18 protein-coding genes are annotated in these 21,514 nt (G+C 71.5%); 13 read left to right on the forward strand and 5 right to left on the reverse strand.

Translation table 11 applies throughout. From position 1 onward, the window contains the following. Positions 1-120: 120 nt before the first annotated feature. Entirely contained in the window at positions 121-1,350 is a 1,230-nt protein-coding gene (locus tag AB0M80_RS28750) for a trehalase family glycosidase (RefSeq protein WP_364571201.1), read from the reverse strand. Between the two features lie 62 nt (positions 1,351-1,412). Here AB0M80_RS28750 and AB0M80_RS28755 point away from each other — a divergent pair, with 62 nt between their 5' ends. Together AB0M80_RS28755 and AB0M80_RS28760 are read left to right on the forward strand one after the other, a co-directional pair. Then, positions 1,413-2,567, forward strand: a complete 1,155-nt coding sequence (locus AB0M80_RS28755) for an ROK family protein (RefSeq protein ID WP_364571203.1) — start codon at positions 1,413-1,415, stop codon at positions 2,565-2,567. A 316-nt stretch (positions 2,568-2,883) separates the two neighbouring features. Continuing rightward, on the forward strand, positions 2,884-4,839 hold the full coding sequence (locus tag AB0M80_RS28760; RefSeq protein ID WP_364571205.1) for a S53 family peptidase: 1,956 nt from the start codon (positions 2,884-2,886) through the stop codon (positions 4,837-4,839). An 87-nt stretch (positions 4,840-4,926) separates the two neighbouring features. Here the strand turns inward: AB0M80_RS28760 and AB0M80_RS28765 are convergent, their stop codons facing one another. After that, positions 4,927-5,619: a hypothetical protein gene (locus AB0M80_RS28765; RefSeq protein WP_364571207.1), complete on the reverse strand. Its 693-nt coding sequence runs from the start codon at positions 5,617-5,619 to the stop codon at positions 4,927-4,929. Positions 5,620-5,710: 91 nt separating this feature from the next. On the opposite strand from AB0M80_RS28765, the gene AB0M80_RS28770 reads away from it, so the two are divergent. Genes AB0M80_RS28770 through AB0M80_RS28780 form a run of 3 tightly spaced genes read left to right on the forward strand, consistent with a single transcriptional unit; the run spans position 5,711 to position 8,804 of the window. Then, positions 5,711-7,084 (forward strand): cytosine permease, encoded by a 1,374-nt coding sequence (locus AB0M80_RS28770; RefSeq protein ID WP_364571209.1) that lies wholly within the window; start codon positions 5,711-5,713, stop codon positions 7,082-7,084. A 44-nt stretch (positions 7,085-7,128) separates the two neighbouring features. Then, the gene (locus tag AB0M80_RS28775; RefSeq protein WP_364571211.1) at positions 7,129-7,800 is read left to right on the forward strand and encodes an SDR family oxidoreductase; all 672 of its coding nucleotides are present in this window, start codon (positions 7,129-7,131) and stop codon (positions 7,798-7,800) included. After that, positions 7,797-8,804 (forward strand): S-adenosylmethionine:tRNA ribosyltransferase-isomerase, encoded by a 1,008-nt coding sequence (locus AB0M80_RS28780; protein WP_364571213.1) that lies wholly within the window; start codon positions 7,797-7,799, stop codon positions 8,802-8,804. Before AB0M80_RS28775 ends, AB0M80_RS28780 begins: the two co-directional genes overlap by 4 nt. Before the next feature lie 22 nt (positions 8,805-8,826). On the opposite strand, the gene AB0M80_RS28785 is transcribed toward AB0M80_RS28780, so the two are convergent. Continuing rightward, on the reverse strand, positions 8,827-9,207 hold the full coding sequence (locus AB0M80_RS28785) for a hypothetical protein (RefSeq protein ID WP_364571215.1): 381 nt from the start codon (positions 9,205-9,207) through the stop codon (positions 8,827-8,829). 206 nt (positions 9,208-9,413) lie between these two features. Between AB0M80_RS28785 and AB0M80_RS28790 the strand changes: the two genes are divergently transcribed. The 3 genes from AB0M80_RS28790 to AB0M80_RS28800 all read left to right on the forward strand — a co-directional run bounded on the left by AB0M80_RS28790 (position 9,414) and on the right by AB0M80_RS28800 (position 12,215). Next, entirely contained in the window at positions 9,414-10,472 is a 1,059-nt protein-coding gene (locus AB0M80_RS28790; protein WP_364571217.1) for an ABC transporter substrate-binding protein, read from the forward strand. 80 nt (positions 10,473-10,552) lie between these two features. After that, positions 10,553-11,344 carry an ABC transporter ATP-binding protein gene (locus tag AB0M80_RS28795; protein ID WP_364571219.1) on the forward strand — a complete coding sequence of 264 codons (792 nt, stop codon included), beginning with the start codon at positions 10,553-10,555 and terminating at the stop codon, positions 11,342-11,344. Continuing rightward, positions 11,331-12,215, forward strand: a complete 885-nt coding sequence (locus tag AB0M80_RS28800) for an ABC transporter permease (RefSeq protein ID WP_364571221.1) — start codon at positions 11,331-11,333, stop codon at positions 12,213-12,215. The genes AB0M80_RS28795 and AB0M80_RS28800 overlap by 14 nt, the downstream gene beginning before the upstream one ends. A 94-nt stretch (positions 12,216-12,309) precedes the next feature. On the opposite strand, the gene AB0M80_RS28805 is transcribed toward AB0M80_RS28800, so the two are convergent. After that, the gene (locus AB0M80_RS28805; RefSeq protein ID WP_364571223.1) at positions 12,310-13,818 is read right to left on the reverse strand and encodes a DEAD/DEAH box helicase; all 1,509 of its coding nucleotides are present in this window, start codon (positions 13,816-13,818) and stop codon (positions 12,310-12,312) included. A 236-nt stretch (positions 13,819-14,054) separates the two neighbouring features. On the opposite strand from AB0M80_RS28805, the gene AB0M80_RS28810 reads away from it, so the two are divergent. The 4 genes from AB0M80_RS28810 to AB0M80_RS28825 are packed head-to-tail and all read left to right on the forward strand — an operon-like array spanning position 14,055 to position 17,404. Next, positions 14,055-15,761: an acyl-CoA dehydrogenase gene (locus tag AB0M80_RS28810; RefSeq protein WP_364571225.1), complete on the forward strand. Its 1,707-nt coding sequence runs from the start codon at positions 14,055-14,057 to the stop codon at positions 15,759-15,761. Further along, positions 15,761-16,207: a nitroreductase family deazaflavin-dependent oxidoreductase gene (locus AB0M80_RS28815; protein ID WP_364571682.1), complete on the forward strand. Its 447-nt coding sequence runs from the start codon at positions 15,761-15,763 to the stop codon at positions 16,205-16,207. The genes AB0M80_RS28810 and AB0M80_RS28815 overlap by 1 nt, the downstream gene beginning before the upstream one ends. Beyond that, a complete protein-coding gene (locus AB0M80_RS28820; protein WP_364571227.1) occupies positions 16,204-16,986 on the forward strand; it encodes a fumarylacetoacetate hydrolase family protein in 783 nt (260 codons plus the stop codon). Before AB0M80_RS28815 ends, AB0M80_RS28820 begins: the two co-directional genes overlap by 4 nt. 7 nt (positions 16,987-16,993) lie before the next feature. After that, the gene (locus AB0M80_RS28825) at positions 16,994-17,404 is read left to right on the forward strand and encodes a hypothetical protein (RefSeq protein ID WP_364571684.1); all 411 of its coding nucleotides are present in this window, start codon (positions 16,994-16,996) and stop codon (positions 17,402-17,404) included. A 76-nt stretch (positions 17,405-17,480) separates the two neighbouring features. Here the strand turns inward: AB0M80_RS28825 and AB0M80_RS28830 are convergent, their stop codons facing one another. After that, entirely contained in the window at positions 17,481-19,856 is a 2,376-nt protein-coding gene (locus AB0M80_RS28830) for a Tex family protein (RefSeq protein ID WP_364571229.1), read from the reverse strand. Between the two features lie 145 nt (positions 19,857-20,001). Here AB0M80_RS28830 and AB0M80_RS28835 point away from each other — a divergent pair, with 145 nt between their 5' ends. Beyond that, positions 20,002-21,480 carry a glycosyl hydrolase family 18 protein gene (locus tag AB0M80_RS28835; RefSeq protein WP_364571231.1) on the forward strand — a complete coding sequence of 493 codons (1,479 nt, stop codon included), beginning with the start codon at positions 20,002-20,004 and terminating at the stop codon, positions 21,478-21,480. Positions 21,481-21,514: the final 34 nt, after the last annotated feature.

A 21,514-nucleotide genomic window follows, 5' to 3' on the forward strand; every position in this document is an offset into this window, starting at 1 on the left:
CGACGACGACCAGCGCGCCGCCGTGCCCGTGCGCCTTCAGCCACTCCGCCACCCCGGCCGTCGTGCGGGTGACGACGGCGACGTTCATCCCGTTCCCGACGCGGCTGGGCGGCCCGCCCGTCAGGTCCGCTCGGACAGCAGGTCCACGGCCAAGGCCGCGGTCCAGCTGAACGAACGGGTGCCGTGGCCCGCTCCGGTCAGCGGGTCGACGTACTCGGCGAAACCGGACTTCGAAGCGGTCTCGACGAGGTCGTCGCGCAATCGTGCGGCCAGGGCGTGCTCGCCGTGGCGGAGCAATCCCTGCCGGACCAGCCAGCCGACGTTGAACCACGACGGCCCGCGCCAGTAGCGGCCCGGGTCGAAGCCCGGCGCGGTCAGGTCGTAGCTCGGCACGCCGTGCACCCGGCCGAGCCGGAAGCGCGGGCCGGTCGCGGTCGCCAGCAGGGCCGGCGCGACCGCCAGGTCCGGCAGCACCAGCGGCAGCAGGCCCGCGCACGTGTACTCCCGGGTCAGCGAGCCGGTGTGGACGTCGCGGGCGAAGAAGAAGCCGGCGGCGCTGTCCCACAACCTCTCCTGCAACGCCTTTTCGACGCGCGCCGCCGCCTCGCGGTGGCCTTCCGACGGCAGGCCGAGCTCCTCCGCGATCTCGGCCATGGCCAGTTCGGCGTCGGCCAGCAAGGCGTTGAAGCCCGGGTCTTCCACGGCGAAGCGGCCGGTGTCCCGGTAGCCGCTGTCCCGGTACTCGGCGGCGAGCCGGACGTACCGGCCGTAGTCGTCGTCGCTCGGCCGGTCGCCGGCCGAGCCGTGGTCCAGGTCGCGGCGGACGAACCCGGTGGCGAGCGGGACGCGCGAAAGCGGGCCGTCCCAGGCCGGGCTGTTGTCCATGCCGGATTCCCACGGATGCACGATCGCCACCAGCCCGCGCCCGCCCGCGTCGCGGTGGGTCCGCAGGTAGTCGTGCCAGGCCACGAGCTTCGGGTACAGCGTGGCGAGGAACGGGTGGTCGGGTTCGGCCTCGTGCACCGCCAGCGCGGCGCGAGCGTGCACCGGCGGCTGGACCAGGCCCGACGTCCGGCCGGCGCGCCAGAAGGCCGGCCCCGGGAAGTACGCCTCGGGCGGCGTGCCCGGGTCGAACACGATGTGCGGCACGCGGCCGTCACGCCACTGCGCGGAGAACAACGTCAGCAGCTCACCCCGCGCGCGCTCGGGGAACAGGTGGCGCAGGCCGAAGGCGATGAAGGCGGAGTCCCAGCTCCACTGGTGCGGGTAGAGCGAACGGGAGGGCACGGTCGACGAGCCGAGCCAGTTGCCCGCCAGGACTGCCGCCGCCTGCTCCCGTGTTACGTTCATATGTCCAATCTATCTCCGACTTGTGTCTTGTCAATGGACAAAAGTCCGAAGGGGGCCGCGGGATGACCACGCCGACCAGCGCCGGCGAACTTCTGCAGCTGGTCCGGACGGGGCAGGCGAGCACGCGAAAGGCCCTCCTCGAACGCAGTGGCTTGTCGCGCTCGACGCTCACCGCGCGCTTGGATCAGCTCCAGACGGCGGGCCTGCTCGCCGAAGGTGCGCAGGAGGACTCCACCGGCGGCCGGCCGGCACGGCAGCTGCGGTTCGACGACCGGCACGCCGTCGTCCTGGCCGCGAGCATCGACACGACGCACGCCGAGGCCGCCGTCACCGATCTGTCGGGACAGGTCCTGGCGCGCCGCGCCGGCGCGCTGCGGGTCGCCGACGGCCCGGAGCCCGTGCTCGGCCGGATCGCGAAGTGGTTCGAGGCGATGCTGGCCGAGGCGGGACGGCCGGTGTGCGGCATCGGCGTTTCCGTGCCGGGCCCGGTGGAGCCCGGCCGCGCCCGGGTCACGCAACCGCCGATCATGCCCGGCTGGGACGGCTACCCGATCGACGCCCACCTCGGCACGCGCTTCGACGCGCCGGTGCTGGTCGACAACGACGCGAACCTGATGGCGCTGGGCGAGCACCGCGCCCGGTACCCGGATTCGACGGCGCTGGTCGTCGTGAAGGCGTCCACCGGGATCGGTGCCGGGCTGGTGCTCGGCGGCGAGGTGTACCGCGGCATCGACGGCGGGGCGGGCGACATCGGGCACATCCGGCTGCCCGAGCACCCCGAGGTGCGCTGCCTGTGCGGTTCGCTCGGCTGTCTCGCGGCCGTCGCCGGTGGTGGCGCGCTGGCGGCCCGGCTGACGGAACTGGGCCTGCCGACGTCGTCGGGTTCCGGCGTGCGCGACCGGATCGCGGCGGGAGAGCCGGCCGCGGTGCGGCTCGCCGAGGTCGCCGGCCGCCAGGTCGGGGAGGTGCTCGCGACGCTCGTCTGCGTGGTCAACCCGGGGGTGGTGGTGATCGCCGGCGACCTCGCCGAGCCGCACTTCGTCGCCGGCGTCCGGGAGGTGCTCTACCGGCGGGCCCTGCCGCGCGCGACGCAGAACCTGCGCGTCGAAATCGGCGGCCGCGGGGAGGGGCTCGCGCTCGCCGGGGCGGTGGCGATGGTCGTCGACGCGGTGTTCGCTCCCGCCGAGGTGGACCGGCGGCTGGCCGCGCGGGCGTGACGGCGCGGTGCCGGGGTGCGAAGGGCCGCCACCGCCGGACTGTCCGGAGTGGACGGAGCGACCGACTTTAGTAGGTGGCGTGCGGCCGCCACGCGTGGTCCGCGGTACCGGCACGAAACGGACTTAGCGCACATCGAACACTATTCCTCGCGTTTTTCGTGCGACAAATCGGATTTCCGTACCAGGCTCGGCGGCCGGTGAATATGCGGCGAGATAACGGTTCCGCAAGCACTTCCCCGCGAGCGGAACACCGGCTTAGTCTCACCCGGTGTTCCAGGCCCGTTTTCTGGGGCCGCTTTCGAAGAGGGAGATTTCTGTGCGAAGAAGCTCCACCCTGCTCCTTTCGCTCGCGGTGGTGGGTGGCCTGACCGGCACCCTGCCGGCGACGGCGTCCGCGCAGGGGCGTCAGGACATCCCGCAGTCGCACCCGTTGTGGGCGAACGCGCAGGCGAAGGTCGCCGACACGGCGCCCGCCGCGAAGCTGAGCTTCCGGGTTTACCTAAACCAGCGCGACAACGCCGGTGCCGAGGCGCTGGCCCAGGCCGTGTCCGACCCGGACAGCAAGACCTACCGCCAGTACCTCAGCCCCGACCAGGTGCGCGACCGCTTCGCGGCCAGTGACGCGACCGTCGACGCCGTCAAGACGTGGCTGACCGGCAACGGCTTCCGCATCGGCGAGGTCCCGTCGAACCGCGCCTACGTCGAAGCCACCGGCACCGCGGACCAGACGGAGAAGGCGTTCGCCGTCGACCTGGCCAAGTACCGGGTCAAGGGCCAGACGCTGCGCGCCGCCGACAAGAACCTGTCCGTGCCGGCGAACCTGGCCGGCGACGTGCTCGGCGTCGTCGGCGTCGACCAGGCCACCAACCTGTTCAAGCCGGACCACACCGACGGCATCGACTCGGGCAAGGCCGCGAAGTCGGTGCAGCCGTCCGACGTCGCGCCCGGCCCCGGCTTCCGCAACGCGCCGCCGTGCAGCGCCTACTACGGCGAGAAGATCGACACCACCGATCCCGCCTACAACGGCAAGCAGCTGCCGTACGCGCCCTGCGGCTACACCCCGGCGCAGCTGCGTTCGGCCTACGGCATCGACAAGGTCGGCGCGGACGGCAAGGGCACCACGATCGCCATCGTGGACGCGTTCGCCTCGCCGACCATCTACGCCGACGCCAGCGAGTACGCGCGCCGCAACGACCCGGCGCACCCGCTGAAGCAGAGCCAGTTCTCGCAGCACGTCTTCCCGGTGAACCCCGAGCTGGAACCGCCGGACCAGTGCGACGCGGCGGGCTGGTACGGCGAGGAGACCCTCGACGTCGAGGCCGCGCACGGCATGGCGCCGGGCGCGAACATCCTGTACGTCGGCGGGTCCGACTGCCAGGACAACTCGCTCGACATCGCGCTGAACTACGTGGTCGCCGGCCACAAGGCCGACATCGTGTCGAACTCCTACGGCGACACCGGCGAGGACATCCCGGCCGACGAGGTCAAGGTGTTCAACCAGATCTCGCTGCAGGCGGTGCTCGAAGGCATCGGCGTGTACTTCTCCTCGGGCGACAACGGTGACGAGGTCGCGCGCCTCGGCACGCCGTCGCCGGACTTCTCCGCCTCGGCGCCGTGGATCACCGCGGTCGGCGGCACGTCCATCGCGATCGGCAAGGACGGCAAGCGGATCTTCGAGACCGGCTGGGAGACCAGCAAGTCGCTCCTGACCAACGGCGTCTACGGCCCGGCCGCCTACACCAGCGGGTCCGGTGGCGGCACGAGCCGGCTGTTCGAGCAGCCCTTCTACCAGAAGGGTGTCGTGCCGGACGCGCTGGCGTCGAAGAACCAGACCGGCCACAAGAAGGGCCGGGTCGTCCCGGACATCTCCGCGGTCGGCGACCCGAACACCGGCTTCCTGGTCGGCCAGACGCAGACCTTCCCGGAGGGTGCGCACTACGACCAGTACCGGATCGGCGGCACCAGCCTCGCGTCGCCGGTGTTCGCCGGCATCATGGCGGTGGCCGACAGCTTCGACCACTTCCACCACGGCTTCATCAACCCCGTGATCTACAAGCTGACCTCCCGCACCGCGGCGATCAGCGACGTGAAGCACGTGGACGCCGCCGTGGCCCGGGTCGACTACGCGAACGCGGTCGACGCCTCGGACGGTCTGCTCCGCTCGGTGCGGACGCTCGACTACCAGGGCCTGACCATCCACACCACCCCCGGCTACGACGACGTGACCGGCCTCGGTGTGCCCAACGGGCTGCTGTTCCTGCTGCTCGTCTGACCCAAGTCCGTGAAGGCCACCTTGAGGGACGCCAAGTCCCTCAAGGTGGCCTTCACGGCTTTTCGGCGTCCAGGGGGATGACCGCGGTCACCGTGGTGCCTCCGGGCCCGCTGGCGACGTCCAGTTCGCCGCCGAGCGCCTGCACCCGGTCGCGCAGCCCGGCCAGCCCCGTGCCGCCCTCGGCGGCCGCCCCGCCGACGCCCGCCGCGCCCGCGACGCGCGCACCTCGGCCAGCCGCTGCTCCAGCTCGGCGGTGAGCCGCTGGTTGTCCAGCACCAGCCCGGCGGCCGCGTTGAGCGCGTCGATCGACCGGCTGTCCTTCCAGACCTCGTCGTCCTGCACGAGCGCGGCCAGCCCGGTGCCGTCGCGTTCCAGCAGCAGCCGGATCATCTCGGCGTTGCCGACGCGGGCCCGCAGCACCCCGGTCAGGAACGCCAGCGGCCACAGGCAGAACAGGATCCGGTACGCCTGCAGCAGCGGCCCGGACAGCGGGTGCGCGTCGCCGAGCGCCGTGCCCGCCCCCGACGTGAGGGCGCCGGCCAGGGCGATGACCACCACCGGCGACAGCAGCCGCCGCTGCGGCAGCCGCCCGGTCAGCCACCGGTAGAGCAGCACGACGATCACACCCGCGCTGATCGCCGTCGCGGCCAGCTCCAGGGCGCGGTCGGCGAAGGCGCCGCTGCCCGAACCCGGCGAGATCGCCAGCAGGTCCCGCGGGTCGTTGCCGAACAGCAGGCCGACCACGCCGGAGCCGAGCACCACCAGGTAGGCCGCGGCCACCAGCAGCCGTTCCCACCGATTCGCCCGTTCGGGCCGTCGCGTTACACCACGCGGCTGCGCTTTAGGGTGATCGCGGACGGAAGGCGGGGACATGAGCGGACGCGGTCTGGACGCCGAGGTCTTCGGCGGGCGGATGCCCACCGGTGGCCGGGACCTGGCGATCGAAACCCACGGCATCACGCCGGTGCCGGAAGGCAACCGGTTCGGGCGCCCGTGGCGGTTGTTCAGCGTGTGGTTCGCGCCGAACCTGACGATGACGGCGGTGTTCACGGGCACCCTCGCCGCGTCGCTCGGCCTCGGGTTCTGGACGGGGCTGGCCGCGATGCTCGCCGGGACCGTGCTGGGGTCGCTGCCGGTGGCGTACCTGTCCACCTGGGGCCCGCGCACCGGCACCGGCCAGCTGCCGCTGGCCCGGCTGCCGTTCGGTGGCGGCGTGGTGCTGCCCGGCCTGGTGCAGTGGCTCGGCTCGATCGCCTGGGACGCGCTGGTCGGCCTGTTCGGCGGCGAGGCACTGGCCGAGCTGACCGGGCTGCCGTTCTGGGCGGCCGTGCTGATCGTGCTCGTGCTGCAGTGCGCGCTCGGCGTGTTCGGCTACGCGCTGATCCACCGTGTCCAGGCGGTGATGAGCGTGCTGCTGGTGGTCGCGTTCGCCGCGCTCGCCGTGAAGGTCCTTTCCGGCCACCCGATCGTCACCGCGGACACCGCTTCGGGCGCCGATCTCGCGGGCGGTGTCGTCCTCTTCACGACGATCACGTTGTCGCTGGCGATCTCCTGGGCGCCCTACGCGTCGGACTTCAGCCGTTACCTGCCGGCCGAGACGTCGTCGCGCGGCGTCTTCCGGGCCACGCTGCTGGGTCTCGTCGCGTCCTACACGATCGGCGAAGGCCTCGGGCTCGCTTTGGGGTCGTCGCTGGGTGAGCACACGTCGGGCGGAATCGCTCAGCTGCTCGGCGGCGGGTTCCTGGGCGCGCTGGCGCTGGCCGTGATCGCGCTGGCCGCGGTGTCGTCGAACGCGATGAACGACTACAGCGGCTCGCTGGCCCTGCAGACGGTCGGCGTCCGGCTGCGGCGCCCGGTGTCGGCGGTGGTCGTCACCGTGCTCGCGTTCGCGCTGATCCTCTGGATGCACAGCGGCGACCTCTCGGCGAAGTTCGAGAACGTGCTGCTGTTCGTCAGCTACTGGATCCCGCCGTTCCTCGGCGTCGTCGTCCCGGACTGGCTCGCGCGCACCCGCGGCGGGCGGCGCGTGGACGTCCTGGCTTCGGTTTCCGTTCGGCCGTGGGCCGCCGTGGTGGCGTTCGTCGTGGGGTTCGGCGCGGCGGTGCCGTTCATGAACACGTCCCTCTACACCGGACCGGTCGCCGCGGCCCTGCACGGCGCGGACCTCGCGTACTACGTCGGCCTCGTCGTTTCGCTGGCAGCGTATTTCCTGCTCCGCGGCAGGTCTTCGGTTGACCTCGAGTAATGTAGAGGTTTCACGATGGTGTGGTACCCCTCGAAGGAGGAACCATGCCCACCGCACTCGTCACCGGTGCTTCCGCCGGGCTGGGCCGCGCCCTCGCGGCCGCGCTGGTAAGTCGCCAGTGGACGGTCATCGGCGACGGCCGCGACGCGGCCGCGTTGGCGTCGGCCGCTCGTGAGACCGGCTGCACGGCCGTCCCCGGCGACGTCACCGACCCGGCCCACCGCGCCGCCCTGGCCGACGCCTGTCCCGAACTCGACCTGCTCGTCAACAACGCCAGTTCGCTGGGGGTCAGCCCGCTGCCTCCGTTGGGGCGCTATCCGTTGGCGGACCTGGAAGACGTCTACCGCGTCAACGTGTTCGCGCCGCTGGCGCTCACGCAGCTGCTCCTGCCTGCTTTGACTGCGGCTCGGGGCGTCGTGATCGACGTCAGCTCCGACGCCGCCGTCGAAGCGTACGAGGGCTGGGGCGGCTACGGCTCCGCGAAGGCCGCGCTCGACCAGCTGACCGCCGTCCTGGGCGTGGAACAGCCGGGCCTGTCCGTGTACGCGGTCGACCCGGGCGACCTGCGCACGGCCATGCACCAGCGTGCCTTCCCCGGCGAGGACATCTCGGACCGGCCGTTGCCGGAGACGGCCGTCCCGGCGTTCTTGAGGTTGCTCGACGAGCGCCCGCCGAGCGGCCGCTACCGCGCCGCCGACCTCCTCGTGACGGCATGAACATCCGGTTTGACCTGCCGCCGGACCTGTCGGCGTCGGCACCGCCGGAGTCGCGCGGCCTGGCCCGCGACGAGGTCCGCTTGCTGGTGGCCGGCCCGTCCGGCGTCCACCACACGGCGTTCACGTCGCTCGGCGAGCACCTGCGGCCGGGGGACCTGCTGGTCGTCAACACGTCCGGCACCCTCCCGGCGGCGGTCGACGCGCGGCGAGCCGGCCGCCCGGTCGTCGTCCACTTCGCGACACCGCTCGACGACGGTTCGTGGGTCGTCGAGCTGCGCGCGCCCGGCGGCCCCCTGCTCGACGGCCGGCCGGGGGAGCGCCTGGAGCTGGCCGGGGACGCGTCGCTGACGTTGCTGGCCCCGGCCGCGGCGGGTACGGCGCGGCTGTGGCGGGCGGAGGTGTCGGTCGAGGTGACCGGCTTCCTGGCGGCGGCCGGCCGGCCGATCCGGTACGGGTACGTCCCGCGGGCGTGGCCGCTGGCGGATTACCAGACGGTGTTCGCCCGCGAGCCGGGCAGCGCGGAGATGCCCTCGGCGGCCCGGCCCTTCACCCCGGCGCTGGTGACCCGCTTGGTGACGGACGGGGTGTTGTTCGCACCGCTGCTGCTGCACACGGGAGTGTCCTCACCGGAGGCGGCCGAGCCGCCCCAGTCGGAGCGGTTCCGTGTGCCGGCGACGACGGCGGCGTTGGCGTCGTGGGTCCGAGACCGCGGAGGCCGGGTGATAGCGGTGGGCACGACGGCGGCCCGCGCCCTGGAGTCGGCGGCTTCGGACGGTGCTCTCCGGGCGGCGGAGGGCTGGACGGACCTGGTGCTGGGCCCGGACCGCCCGGCCCGGGTGGTGGACGGCATCGTGACGGGCCTGCACGCGCCGGACGCGTCGCACCTGCTGCTGCTGGAGGCGGTGGCCGGCGCGGAGGTGGTCCAGCGGGCCTACGACGCGGCGGTGGAGCAGCGGTACCTGTGGCACGAGTTCGGTGACGTGTCACTTCTGCTGCGCCGCTGATCGGGCGGTCCCGGCAGCAACCCTACTGGCGCGCTTCGGCCTGCCGCCGGGACCGGATCAGCCCCGCGACGACCACCGCGGCCACCCCCAGTCCGACCCCGCTGACGATCGACGCCACCAGGCTCGCCGTGCCGGTGGCCAGGCCGAACGCGCCGCCCAGGTACACCGGGATCGAGATCGCCACCGGCAGCCAGTTGCGCAGCGTGAACGCCTTGTCCGAAGCCAGCCACAGCACGAGCGCCACCGCCGCACCGGTGATGACCGGGATCGCCCAGACGACCGCGCTCGTCAGCGCGTCCATGCCCAGTGACCGGAGCCACTCGAACGACGCCTGGCCCAGCCCGATGAACAACACGCCCAGCGCCACGCGGACGCCGACGGCTCCCTGGCCCCTGCTCGTCATGCTTCCTCCCGAATCCGTGGTCACCCATACCACGTCCGGGTGGCGCGAGCGGTTGCCCGCGCCGGCGACTTTCTCACGGGCCCTATGCGCAGCGGCCGCCGATGTCAAGAAATCTCAGCAGAATTCCCGGGATGCGGATGGCTATGCGCCTGAGTGGGTGACCGTGCGAACCTCGCCCGGACACCGACCCGAAAGGCGACACTGACGTGCGCACCCACCACAGAACCCGCTTCCTGGCCTCGGCGCTGGCCGCCCTGACCGTCGTGGGTGTGCTCGCGGGCTGTTCGCGTGCGGACAGCACCACCGCGCCGGCCACGAACCAGGGCGCCGCCGGCGAGGTCCGGGTCGGGTTCTTCCCGAACGTCACGCACGCGCCCGCCCTGATCGGCGTCAAGAAGAACTTCTTCTCCGGTGAGCTCGGCTCGACCAAGCTCACCACCCAGACCTTCAACGCCGGCCCCGAAGAGGTCAACGCCCTGCTCGGCGGCTCCCTCGACGTCGGGTTCCTCGGCTCCGGCCCGGCGATCAACGCCTTCACCAAGTCCAAGGGCGCCATCCAGCTGGTCTCCGGCGCCGTCTCGGGCGGCGCGCAGCTGGTCGTCAAGCCCGACATCACGAGCGTCGACCAGCTCAAGGGCAAGAACATCGCGACCCCGCAACTGGCCAACACCCAGGACGTCGCGCTCAAGAAGTTCCTGGCCGGCCAGCAGCTGACCGATCAGGTCAAGATCACCAACCTCGACAACCCGAAGACGCTCGACGCGTTCAAGAAGGGCGAGGTCGACGGCGGCTGGCTGCCCGAGCCGTGGGCGTCCCGGCTGGTCCTCGACGCCGGCGCGAAGGTCCTGGTCGACGAGAAGACGCTCTGGCCGGGCGGCCGCTTCCCGACCACCGTCGTCGTCGTGCGCAGCGAGTTCCTGCAGCAGCACCCGGACACCGTCCGCGCCCTGCTCAAGGGCGAGCTCGCCGCCATCGACTGGGCGAAGGCCAACCCGGCGGAGGCGAAGACCGTGGTCAACGGGGCGCTGAAGGAGCTGGCCGGCAGTACCCTGAGCGCAGCGGTCCTGGACCGCGCGTTCTCCGGCATCGAACTGACCACCGACCCCGTCGCCGCCGAGTTCCCGCAGCTCGCGCAGGACTCGGTGACCGCGGGGGTCGTGAAGTCGGCCGTCGCGCTGAAGGGCTTCGCCGACTTCGGCCCGCTGAACGAGGTGCTGAAGGCGCAGAACCTGCCTGCCGTCCAAGCCCCCGAACTGACCAAGTGAAACCGGGGCTCCGCCCCGGGCCGGGGGCTCCGCCACCCGGAACCCCCGAAAAAGAGAGTGATCCGGAGAGGCAGCCAGCGATGACCTCCACCCTCCCGACCGGCCGGGCCAGTTTCACCGGCGCGACCGCGGTGCGTCTCGACGGCGTCCGCAAGACGTTCGGCACCGGCGGCCGCGCGGTCGTCGCGCTCGACGGCGTGGACCTCACGGTCGCGCCCGGCGAGTTCGTCTGCCTGCTCGGCGCGTCCGGCTGCGGCAAGAGCACGCTGCTGAACCTGGTCGCCGGGCTGGACGCGCCGTCGGCGGGGGAGATCACGCTGAACACCTCCCGGCCCGCGGTGATGTTCCAGGAAGCCGCGCTGATGCCGTGGCTGACCGCGGCCCGCAACGTCGAGCTGCCGCTGCGGCTGGCCGGGTTCGGCCGGGCGGAGCGCCGCGAGAAGGCCGCCGAGCTGCTGGATCTGGTCCGGCTGAACGGCGCGGGCGGGAAGCGGCCGCACGAGCTGTCCGGCGGGATGCGGCAGCGCGTCGCGCTGGCCCGCGCGTTGGCCGCGACGCTGCGCGTCGGCGGCGACCCGGAACAGTCGCTCCTGCTGATGGACGAGCCGTTCGCCGCGCTCGACGCCATCACCCGGGACGTCCTGCAGGGCGAACTGCTGCGTGTCTACCGCAGCACGGGCACGTCCGTGCTGTTCGTGACGCACGACGTGCGCGAGGCGGTCCGGCTCGGGCAGCGCGTGGTGCTGCTGTCGTCGCGGCCCGGCCGGGTCGTACGCGAATGGACGGACGTGCCGCTGGCCGACGCCGAGGAGCTGACCGAGGAAATCACCGGGCACCTGCGTGAGGTGATCAGCACCCATGCCGCAGCTTGACTCGGCTGCCGAAGCCGACCTGGACGCGGTCGGCGCGGGACTGGATTCGCTCGACGCCCCCGTAGGCGACCGCCGCCCGAGCTTCTGGAAGCGGTTCGCCTGGGGGTTCCTGCCGCCGCTGGGGGCGCTCGTCCTGCTGGTCGTCGTCTGGCAGATCCTCTGGGCCGCGGCCTTCTGGCCGGAGTCGCAGCTGCCGGCCCCGCTCGCGGTGTGGGACCAGTTCTGGAGCATCGTCGTCGACGGGCAGGTGTTCGGCTTCGTCTGGACGTCGGTGCACCGCGCCGCGCTCGGCTTCCTCGCCGGCGTGCTCATCGGCACCCCGCTCGGCCTGGTCGTGGCGAAGGTCCGCGTGGTGCGGGCGGCGATCGGGCCGCTGCTGACCGGGCTGCAGAGCCTCCCGTCGGTGGCCTGGGTCCCGGCGGCGATCCTGTGGTTCGGGATCAACGACGCGGCCATCTACTTCGTGGTGCTGCTCGGCTCGGTGCCCTCGATCGCGAACGGCCTGGTGTCCGGCATCGACCAGATCCCGCCCATCCTGCCGCGCGTCGGCCAGGTGATGGGCGCGAACCGGCTGTCGTCGGCCCGGCACATCCTGCTGCCCGCCGCGCTGCCCGGCTTCCTCGCGGGCCTCAAGCAGGGCTGGGCGTTCTCGTGGCGGTCGCTGATGGCGGCCGAGCTGATCGCGCTGTCCCCGCAGCTGGGCATCGGGCTCGGCGCGTACCTGAACCAGGGTTCGTCGTTCAACAGCATGGAGACGGTGATCGCCGCGATCTTCCTGATCCTGCTGGTCGGCGTGGGTATCGAACTGGTGGTGTTCCGCCCGCTGGAGCGCGCGGTGCTGCGCGCCCGCGGGCTCACTTCGTCCCTGTAGAACCTGTAGAAACGGGCATCACGCGTGCTTGAAGGGGCATCACGATGATGCCCGCCCCAGCACGCGTGATGCCCGTTGGATCACGCTTGATGCTCTAGCGGGACCGGCGACCGCCGGCGCGGGTGCCGGACGAGAAGGCCGCCGCGCCGCGGTTGCCCGCGGCCGGGGCGCCCGAGCGGCCGGTGCCGCCCGTCTTGCCCGAACCGGCCGCACCACCCGACCGGCGATTGGCTCCCGAAGTGCCGCGGCCGGAGTCGGCCGAACGCTGCTGCTGCTCGTCGCGCCGCGCCTGGCCGTTCGCCCGGGAGCGCTGGCCGCCCCGGTTCTCCTTCGGCGTGGCGGGGCCACCCCGGCGTCCGCGGCCGCCGCCCGGGGCCGTGCCCGTGGCGGAAACCTTCTTCGGCCGGTTGTCGACCGCCGGGCGCGCCGGTGCCGCCGTGAACGAGCGCTCGCCCGGGGCCAGCTCCGCCAGCAGCGGGTGGCCCGGGCCGAGCTGGGTGGTCGTCGGCTTGATGCCCGCCTTGCGGGTCAGGTCGCGGACGTCGCGGACCTGCGCGTCGGTCATCAGCGTCACCACCGTGCCCGACGCCCCGGCGCGCGCCGTGCGGCCCGAGCGGTGCAGGTACGCCTTGTGCTCGACCGGCGGGTCGGCGTGGATGACCAGCCGGATGTCGTCGACGTGGATGCCGCGCGCCGCGATGTCGGTCGCGACCAGCGTCTTCGCCGTCCCCGACGAGAACGCCTCGAGGTTGCGCGTCCGCGCGTTCTGGCCCAGGTTGCCGTGCAGCTCGACCGCGGGAACTCCCGAGGCGACGAGCTTGCGCGTCAGGGCCTTCGCCCGGCTCTTGGTCCGCGTGAACACCAGCGTGCGGCCCGGCGCGGCGGTCAGGTCGACCAGCACCGGCAGCCGGTGGGTCTCCTCGAGGTGCAGCACGTGGTGCTCCATCGTCGACACCGGCGACTGCGCCGAATCGACGCTGTGCGTGATCGGGTCGCTCATGAAGCGCTTGACCAGCACATCGACGCCGTTGTCCAGGGTCGCGGAGAACAGCATCCGCTGCCCGCGGGACGGCGTCTGGTCCATGATCCGCCGCACCTCGGGCAGGAAGCCCAGGTCGGCCATGTGGTCGGCCTCGTCCAGCACGGTGATCTCGATGGCGTCGAGCTTCACGTGCCCGGAGCGCATGTGGTCGGCGAGCCGGCCGGGGCACGCGACGACGATGTCGACGCCGTCACGCAGCCGGGTGATCTGCGGGTTCGCGCTGACCCCGCCGAAGATGGTGGTCGTCTTCAGGCCCAGCGGCTTCGCCAGCGGCAGGATCGACGCCTCGATCTGCGTCGCGAGCTCGCGCGTCGGCGCCAGGATCAGTGCGCGGGGACGGCCGGGCTTGCGCCGCGTCGGGCCCGCGGCGAGGCGGGCCAGCACGGGCAGCACGAAGCCGTACGTCTTGCCGGAGCCGGTGCGGCCGCGCCCCAGGACGTCGCGCCCGGCGAGGGTGTGCGGCAGGGTCGCCGCCTGGATCGGGAAGGGCTCGGTGACGCCCTGGGCGGCCAGCGCGGTCACGAGGGGGGTGGGCAGGCCGAGTTCGGAAAAAGTGCTCATAGGGTGCGTGCGGGCGTGGAAGCGCCCTGGTCTCCATAACCTGAGAAGGGTTGTCCTGCCCGGCGCAGACCGACGTACGGCCGCGGCGCGTGGTAGTCGACAACAGCAGCGGGCCGAGGCAGAACTGAGCGGCCCGCAAGATCAGTGTAGCTGGCGAGGGTGACGTAGTCCCAGTGAGATTGCCCGCACTCGGATCGCCTTGCTAAGTTACCGGTCAGTAATCGAGGAGGACCACCATGCTGCTGAACCCGCACGAGTACGACCCGAGCCACTTCGACGCCGAAACGCGCCGGCTGCTCCGGGCCACGATCGACTGGTTCGAGCAGCGCGGCAAGGCGAAGCTGACCGAGGACTACCACAACCGGACCTTCTACGCGGACTTCATCGAGTTCGCGGGCAAGGAAGGCCTGTTCTCGACCTTCCTGACCCCGGCCGCGAACGCCGAGGGCCACCCGGACAAGCGCTGGGACACCAGCCGCGTCGCCGCGCTGTCGGAAATCCTCGGGTTCTACGGGCTGAACTACTGGTACCCGTGGCAGGTCACGATCCTCGGCCTCGGCCCGGTGTGGCAGAGCGGCAACGCCGTCGCCCGCAAGCGCGCGGCCGACGCGCTGGACGCCGGGGGAGTCGGCGCGTTCGGACTGTCCGAAAAGGACCACGGCGCGGACATCTACTCCTCCGACATGGTGTTGACCCGCGACGGCGACGGCTACCGTGCGACCGGCTCCAAGTACTACATCGGCAACGGCAACTGCGCGCGCACGGTGTCGGTGTTCGGCCGCATCGACGGCGTCGAAGGCCCGGACCAGTACGTCTTCTTCTACGCCGACTCCGGGCACCCGAACTACCACGTCGTGAAGAACGTCGTGCCGTCGCAGATGTACGTCGCCGAGTTCCGGCTCGAGGACTACCCGGTGCACGCCGACGACATCCTCCACGTCGGTGCCGAAGCCTTCAGCGCCGCGCTCAACACCGTGAACATCGGCAAGTTCAACCTCTGCTTCGGCGGCATCGGCATGGCGACGCACTCGCTGTACGAAGCCATCACGCACGCGCACAACCGCGTCCTGTACGGCAAGCCGGTGACCGACTTCCCGCACGTGCGGCGCGGGTTCGTCGAGGCCTACGCGCGGCTCACCGGGATGAAGCTGTTCTCCGACCGCGCCGTCGACTACTTCCGCAGCGCGCACGCCGAAGACCGCCGGTACCTGCTGTTCAACCCGATCACCAAGATGAAGGTGACGACCGAAGCGCAGAAGGTGATCGGCCTGGTGGCCGACGTCGTGGCCGCCAAGGGCTTCGAGGCCGACACCTACCTGGCGATGTCGAAGAACGACATCGACGGCCTGCCCAAGCTCGAAGGCACGGTGGCCGTCAACCTCGCGCTGATCGCGAAGTTCATGCCCGCGTACCTGTTCGCGCCGCAAAAGTACGCCCCGGTGCCGACCCGGACCGACGCCGCGGACGACGAGTTCCTCTTCCGCCAGGGCCCGGCGCGCGGCCTGTCGAAGGTCCGGTTCCACGACTGGAAGACCGCCTACGCCGAAGCCGCGCACATCCCGAACGTCGCGCTGTTCACCGAGCAGGCCGGTTACCTGGTCAAGCTGCTCACCGAGGCGGCGCCGGACGAGGCGCAGCAGGCGGACCTCGACTTCGGGCTCGCGCTGACCGAGCTGTTCACGCTGATCGTGTACGGCCAGCTGATCCTGGAGCAGGCGCGGATCACCGGCTTGGACGAAGAGGTAGTCGACCAGATCTTCGCGGTGCTGGTGCAGGACTTCAGCGCCGCGGCGGTGGACCTGAACGGCAAGGCGAGCTCGACCGAGACCCAGCAGGCGATCGCCCTGGCCGCGCTGCGCAAGCCGGTGGTGGACGCCGAGCGGTTCGAGAACGTCTGGGCGCGGGTGCGGGAGCTGTCCGGGGTCTACGCTATGCACCCGTGATGGCGAGGAAGTACCGGCTGGGCGTGACGCGGAAGGCCGCGAACGTCGTCGTGAAGGCGTTGCTGGAGCGCGGCGTCCCGATCACCGGCGGCACCGGGCTCCTGCTGACCACGCGCGGGCGGCGCTCCGGCGCCGACCGCACCACTCCGGTCAACGTCCTCGAGGTCGGCGGCGATCGATGGCTGGTCTCGCCGTACGGGCAGGTCGGCTGGGTGCACAACCTGCGCGCCGACGCCACCGCCCGGCTGTGGCGCGGTCGCCGGCGCGAGACGTGGGAGGTCGAGGAGGCCGACGCGGCCACGGCCGGCCCGGTGCTGCGCGCCTACGTCCGCAAGATCCCGGTGACGGCGCCGTTCTTCGACGCGAAGCTGACCGATCCACCCGAGGCCTTCGCCGCGGAAGCCGATCGACACCCGGTGTTCCGGTTGGCAAGATCGCGGGGGTGAACCGGGAGCGGGCGGCGGAGCTGATCTGGGACGCGTGGCTGACCGGCAAGCGGCTGGAGGGTCTCCCGGACGACGTCCGCCCGCGCGACCTCGCCGAAGGCATGGCGGCGCAGGCCGCGCTGGCCGAGCTGGCCGGGCCGGTGTCCGGCTGGAAGATCGCCGCGACCACCGTGTACGCCCGGCAGTACCTCGACGTTCCCGGGCCGCTGCCGGGCGCGATGTTCGAGCGGTTCCGCCACGTCGAGGGCGAAGCGGTGCCGGCCGACACGATGACCATGGGCGTGGCCGAGCCGGAGTTCGCCTTCCGGCTCAAGGCCGACCCGGGCCGGTCGCCGTCGCCGGCCGCGGTGCTCGACGCGGTCGACACGATGTTCCTGGCGATCGAGCTGCCGGACAGCCGCTACACCGACCACCGCCACGCGGGCGGCCCGCAGCTGCTGGCCGACGTCGCGTGCGCGGGCCGGTTCGTCGAGGGCCGCGCGGTGCCGGGCTGGCGCGACCTCGACCTGCCCCGGCAGCCGGTGGTCCTCCACGCCGATGGCGAGGAGTTTTCCCGCGGCAGCGGCAGTTCGGTGTTGGGCGACCCGCGGCTGGCGCTGCACTGGCTGGCGAGGGAGATCCCCCGGCACGGCCTTGCCCTGCGTCCGGGCGACATCGTGACGACGGGAACGGCAACCCCGCCGTGTCCCATCCACGCCGGCGGCCACGTGGTCGCGGATTTCGGCGCGTTGGGCAGCGTGGAAGTGAGGTTCAGTCCACCGCCGTCACCGCTAGAGTGACGAAGTGATGACGTTCCGTGCGGGTTTCGTCGTGCTCGCCGTGGTCGTGGCGGGGCTCGACGCGGGCTTCTGGTTCTTCGCACGCGGCCAGCACCAGACCACGGCGCGGGTCGGCTTCCTGGTGGCGTTCGTGCTGCTGCTGGCCCTGCTCGCGGCGGCCGCGGGCGTGGTGCGCTGGGAGATCGCGGCCCCGTTGGGAGCGGCATCGACCTCAGGCCTGCTGTTCGTCGGCGCGGCGGCGATCTTCAGCGTGGGGCTGGGGTTTCTGCTCACGGCGGTCGTGGAGGCGGCCCTGGTGCGCCGGCTGGTCCTCGACGCGTCCCCGGTGGGCTGGCACGGGGGCACCTGGCTGATCAGTTCGGCCGCCGCGGTGGTGCCCGTGGCGCTGTTCGCGGTGGGCTTGTTCGCGCTTCGCTGACCCTGCTGGAAAAGCCGTGAATGCCACCTTGAGAGCCTTCAAGTCCCTCAAGGTGGCATTCACGGACTGACGTTGGTTACTTGCCGAACCCGGCTCGCCGGAGGGCTTCGGCCATGGATCCGCTGGCGTTGCCGCCGCGGTCCCCGCCGCCGCTGCCGCCGCGCTGAGCGCCGCCGCCAGTGCCGCCGCTGCCGCGGCGCTGAGCGCCGCCGCCCTGGCCGCGGTCCCGGCGCTCGCCGCCGCCACCGCCGCGGTTGGCCGAGGGTGCGCCCGGCTCGTCGTCCAGCCGCAGCGTCAGGGAAATCCGCTTCCGCGGCACGTCGACGTCCAGCACCTTCACCTTCACGATGTCCCCGGGCTTCACGACCTCGCGCGGGTCCTTCACGAAGTTCTTCGACAGCGCCGAAACGTGGGCCAGCCCGTCCTGGTGCACGCCGACGTCGATGAACGCGCCGAACGCCGCCACGTTCGTCACCACGCCCTCCAGCCGCATGCCCGGCTTGAGGTCGCCGATCTTGTCGACGCCCTCGGCGAACGTCGCCGTCTTGAACGCCGGGCGGGGGTCGCGGCCCGGCTTGTCCAGCTCCGCCAGGATGTCCGTCACCGTCGGGAGACCGAACGTCTCGTCGACGAATTCAGTCGCCTTCAACGAGGACAGCGTCCGGGTGTTGCCGATCAACGAGCGCAGGTCGGTGCCGGTCTTCGACAGGATCCGCCGGACCACCGGGTAGGCCTCCGGGTGCACCGCCGACGAGTCGAGCGGGTCGTCGCCGTCCGGGATGCGCAGGAAGCCCGCGCACTGCTCGAACGCCTTCGGGCCGAGCCGGGCGACCTCTTTCAGCGCCATCCGCGACCGGAAGGGGCCGTTCGAGTCGCGGTGGGAGACGATGTTCTCCGCCAGTCCGGTCGTGATGCCCGAAACCCGGGTCAGCAGGGGCGCCGACGCCGTGTTGACGTCCACGCCGACCGCGTTCACGCAGTCCTCGACCACCGCGTCGAGCGAGCGCGACAGCGAAACCTCGGACAGGTCGTGCTGGTACTGCCCGACGCCGATCGACTTCGGGTCGATCTTCACCAGCTCGGCCAGCGGGTCCTGCAGCCGCCGCGCGATCGAGACCGCGCCGCGCAGCGAGACGTCCATGTTCGGCAGTTCCGCCGAAGCGAACGCCGACGCCGAGTACACCGACGCGCCCGCCTCGGACACCACGGCCTTCGTCAGCTTCAGCTCCGGGTGCTTCTTGATCAGCTCGACGGCGAGCTTGTCGGTCTCGCGCGACGCCGTGCCGTTGCCGATGGAGATCAGCTCCACCTTGTGCCGGGCGCACAGCGCCGCGAGCTCGGCGATCGACTGGTCCCACTTGTTCGCCGGCTGGTGCGGGTAGATGACGTGGGTGTCGACGACCTTGCCGGTCGCGTCCACGACGGCCACCTTGACGCCGGTCCGGAAGCCCGGGTCGAGGCCCATGGTGGCGCGGGTGCCGGCCGGCGCGGCCAGCAGCAGGTCGCGCAGGTTGGCCGCGAACACGCGCACGGCGTCGTCCTCGGCGGACTGGCGCAGCCGCATCCGCAGGTCGATGCCCAGGTGCAGGAGGATCTTGGTGCGCCACGCCCAGCGCACGGTGTCGTTCAGCCACTTGTCGGCCGGGCGGCCCTCGTTGGTGATGCCGAACTTGGCCGCGATGCGGCGTTCGTAGTCGGTCGGGCCCACCTGCGGTTCGTCGGTGGGCTCCTCCGGCGCCATCGTGAGGTCGAGGACGTCCTCCTTCTCACCGCGCAGCATCGCGAGGATGCGGTGCGAGGGGAGCTTGGTGTAGGGCTCGGAGAAGTCGAAGTAGTCGGCGAACTTGGCGCCTTCCTCTTCCTTGCCCGAACGGACCTTCGCCACCAGGTGGCCCTGGCCCCACATCTTCTCGCGCAGTTCGCCGATGAGGTCGGCGTCTTCGGCGAAGCGCTCGACGAGGATCGCGCGGGCGCCGTCCAGCGCCGCCTGCGCATCCGCGACGCCCTTGTCCGCGTCGACGAACACCGCGGCCGCGGCCTGCGGGTCCGTCGCCGGGTCGTTCAGCAGGCCGTCGGCCAGCGGCTCCAGGCCCGCTTCACGCGCGATCATGGCCTTCGTGCGGCGCTTCGGCTTGTACGGCAGGTAGATGTCCTCGAGCCGCGACTTCGTGTCCGCGGCGAGGATCGAAGCCTCCAGGGCCTCGTCGAGCTTGCCCTGGCTGCGGATCGACTCCAGCACGGCGAGCCGCCGCTCGTCGAGTTCCCGCAGGTAGCGCAGCCGCTCCTCGAGCGTGCGCAGCTGCGCGTCGTCGAGCATGCCGGTGACTTCCTTGCGGTACCGCGCGATGAACGGGACGGTCGAACCGCCGTCGAGCAGCTCGACGGCGGCCTTGACCTGTCCTTCGCGCACGCCCAGTTCTTCGGCGATCTTCTGCTCGACCGACACGCTCACTGCAACACGCTCCTGCTTCGCCTGGATCCGATCGTCTCATTCTGCCGTTTCCGCCACCCCGACTTTCGGATGGGGCTGCTTGACATTCAGATTGGTCTAGTCCACTTTGTGGTGACCTGCCTCACCAGTGTCGTGGAGGTCGCCCGTGGTCCCCAAGGTCCGCTTCGCTCTGCTTTCCTTACTTTCCGTGGTTGCGCTGTGTCTTGGCGTGACTTTCGTGCTCGCCGGCAGCGCTTCGGCGGCGAACATCCTGGCCAACCCCGGCTTCGAGGCCGGCACGACGGGCTGGACGTGCACCGGCACGTCGGCCGCGGTGAGCACCCCGGTGCACGGCGGGAGCCGCGCCCTGAACGCGACGCCGTCTTCGTCGGACAACGCCCAGTGCTCGCAGACGCTCGCCGTCTCGCCGAACACGGCGTACAAGCTGTCGGCCTGGGTCCAGGGCAGCTACGTCTACCTGGGTGCTTCGGGCTCGGCGTCGGCCAGCACCTGGACGCCCGGCACCAGCGGCTACCAGCAGCTTTCGCTGAGCTTCACGACCGGCTCGAGCACGTCGCTGACGGTGTACCTGCACGGCTGGTACGGCCAGCCGGCGTACTTCGCCGACGACGTCAGCCTCGACGGCCCCGGCACCCCGCCGACGACGACGCCGACCACGCCCACCACCCCGACCACGCCTACGACGACCACCACCCCGCCGACGACGACGACCACGACGCCGCCCACGCAGGGTGACCTGCCCAAGCACGTCCTGACGGGCTACTGGCAGAACTTCTACAACGGCGCCAAGGCACTGAAGCTCGCCGACGTCCCGGCGAAGTACAACATCATCGCGGTGTCGTTCGCGGACGCCACCGGCACGCCGGGCGCCGTGGGCTTCACGCTCGACTCCGGCCTGTCCTCGCAGCTCGGCGGCTACACGGACGCCCAGTTCAAGGCCGACGTCAAGACCGTGCAGGCACGCGGCCAGAAGGTGATCATCTCGGTCGGCGGCCAGAACGGCACGATCAGCGTCGCCGACTCCAACTCGGCCGGCAACTTCGCGAACAGCATCAAGGCGCTGATCGCGAACTACGGCTTCGACGGCGTCGACATCGACCTCGAGAACGGCATCAACGCCACGTACATGGGCCAGGCGCTGCGCAGCATCCACAACGGCGGCGGCAAGGTCATCACGATGGCGCCGCAGACGATCGACATGCAGTCCACCCAGAGCGGCTACTTCCAGCTCGCGCTGAACATCAAGGACATCCTGACGATCGTCAACATGCAGTACTACAACTCCGGCTCGATGAACGGCTGCAACGGCAACGTCTACTCGCAGGGCACGGTCGACTTCCTGACCGCGCTGGCCTGCATCCAGCTGCAGGGCGGCCTGCGCGCCGACCAGGTCGGGCTCGGGCTGCCGGCCTCACCGCAGGCGGCGGGCGGCGGCTACCAGGCACCGGCCAACACGGTGTCGGCGCTGAACTGCCTGGCGAAGGGGACGTCGTGCGGCAGCTTCAAGCCGTCGACGACGTACCCGTCGATCCGCGGCGCGATGACGTGGTCGATCAACTGGGACGCGTCGCAGGGCTACGCGTTCGCCAACACGGTCTCGGCCGGGCTCGCGGGCCTGCCGTAACGGTGCACCGAGAGGTCCTCCCGGCGGCGCGGTC

The organism is Amycolatopsis sp. NPDC051045, assembly GCF_040682955.1.
Classification (GTDB): Bacteria; Actinomycetota; Actinomycetes; order Mycobacteriales; family Pseudonocardiaceae; genus Amycolatopsis.

Excerpts from the sequence above, each read along its gene's own strand:
- AB0M80_RS28750 (WP_364571201.1), bottom strand. The coding sequence starts at position 1,350 with ATGAACGTAACACGGGAGCAGGCGGCGGCAGTCCTGGCGGGCAACTGG.
- AB0M80_RS28755 (WP_364571203.1), top strand. The coding sequence starts at position 1,413 with ATGACCACGCCGACCAGCGCCGGCGAACTTCTGCAGCTGGTCCGGACG.
- AB0M80_RS28770 (WP_364571209.1), top strand. The coding sequence starts at position 5,711 with ATGAGCGGACGCGGTCTGGACGCCGAGGTCTTCGGCGGGCGGATGCCC.
- AB0M80_RS28775 (WP_364571211.1), top strand. The coding sequence starts at position 7,129 with ATGCCCACCGCACTCGTCACCGGTGCTTCCGCCGGGCTGGGCCGCGCC.
- AB0M80_RS28780 (WP_364571213.1), top strand. The coding sequence starts at position 7,797 with ATGAACATCCGGTTTGACCTGCCGCCGGACCTGTCGGCGTCGGCACCG.
- AB0M80_RS28785 (WP_364571215.1), bottom strand. The coding sequence starts at position 9,207 with ATGACGAGCAGGGGCCAGGGAGCCGTCGGCGTCCGCGTGGCGCTGGGC.
- AB0M80_RS28795 (WP_364571219.1), top strand. The coding sequence starts at position 10,553 with ATGACCTCCACCCTCCCGACCGGCCGGGCCAGTTTCACCGGCGCGACC.
- AB0M80_RS28800 (WP_364571221.1), top strand. The coding sequence starts at position 11,331 with ATGCCGCAGCTTGACTCGGCTGCCGAAGCCGACCTGGACGCGGTCGGC.
- AB0M80_RS28805 (WP_364571223.1), bottom strand. The coding sequence starts at position 13,818 with ATGAGCACTTTTTCCGAACTCGGCCTGCCCACCCCCCTCGTGACCGCG.
- AB0M80_RS28810 (WP_364571225.1), top strand. The coding sequence starts at position 14,055 with ATGCTGCTGAACCCGCACGAGTACGACCCGAGCCACTTCGACGCCGAA.
- AB0M80_RS28815 (WP_364571682.1), top strand. The coding sequence starts at position 15,761 with ATGGCGAGGAAGTACCGGCTGGGCGTGACGCGGAAGGCCGCGAACGTC.
- AB0M80_RS28825 (WP_364571684.1), top strand. The coding sequence starts at position 16,994 with ATGACGTTCCGTGCGGGTTTCGTCGTGCTCGCCGTGGTCGTGGCGGGG.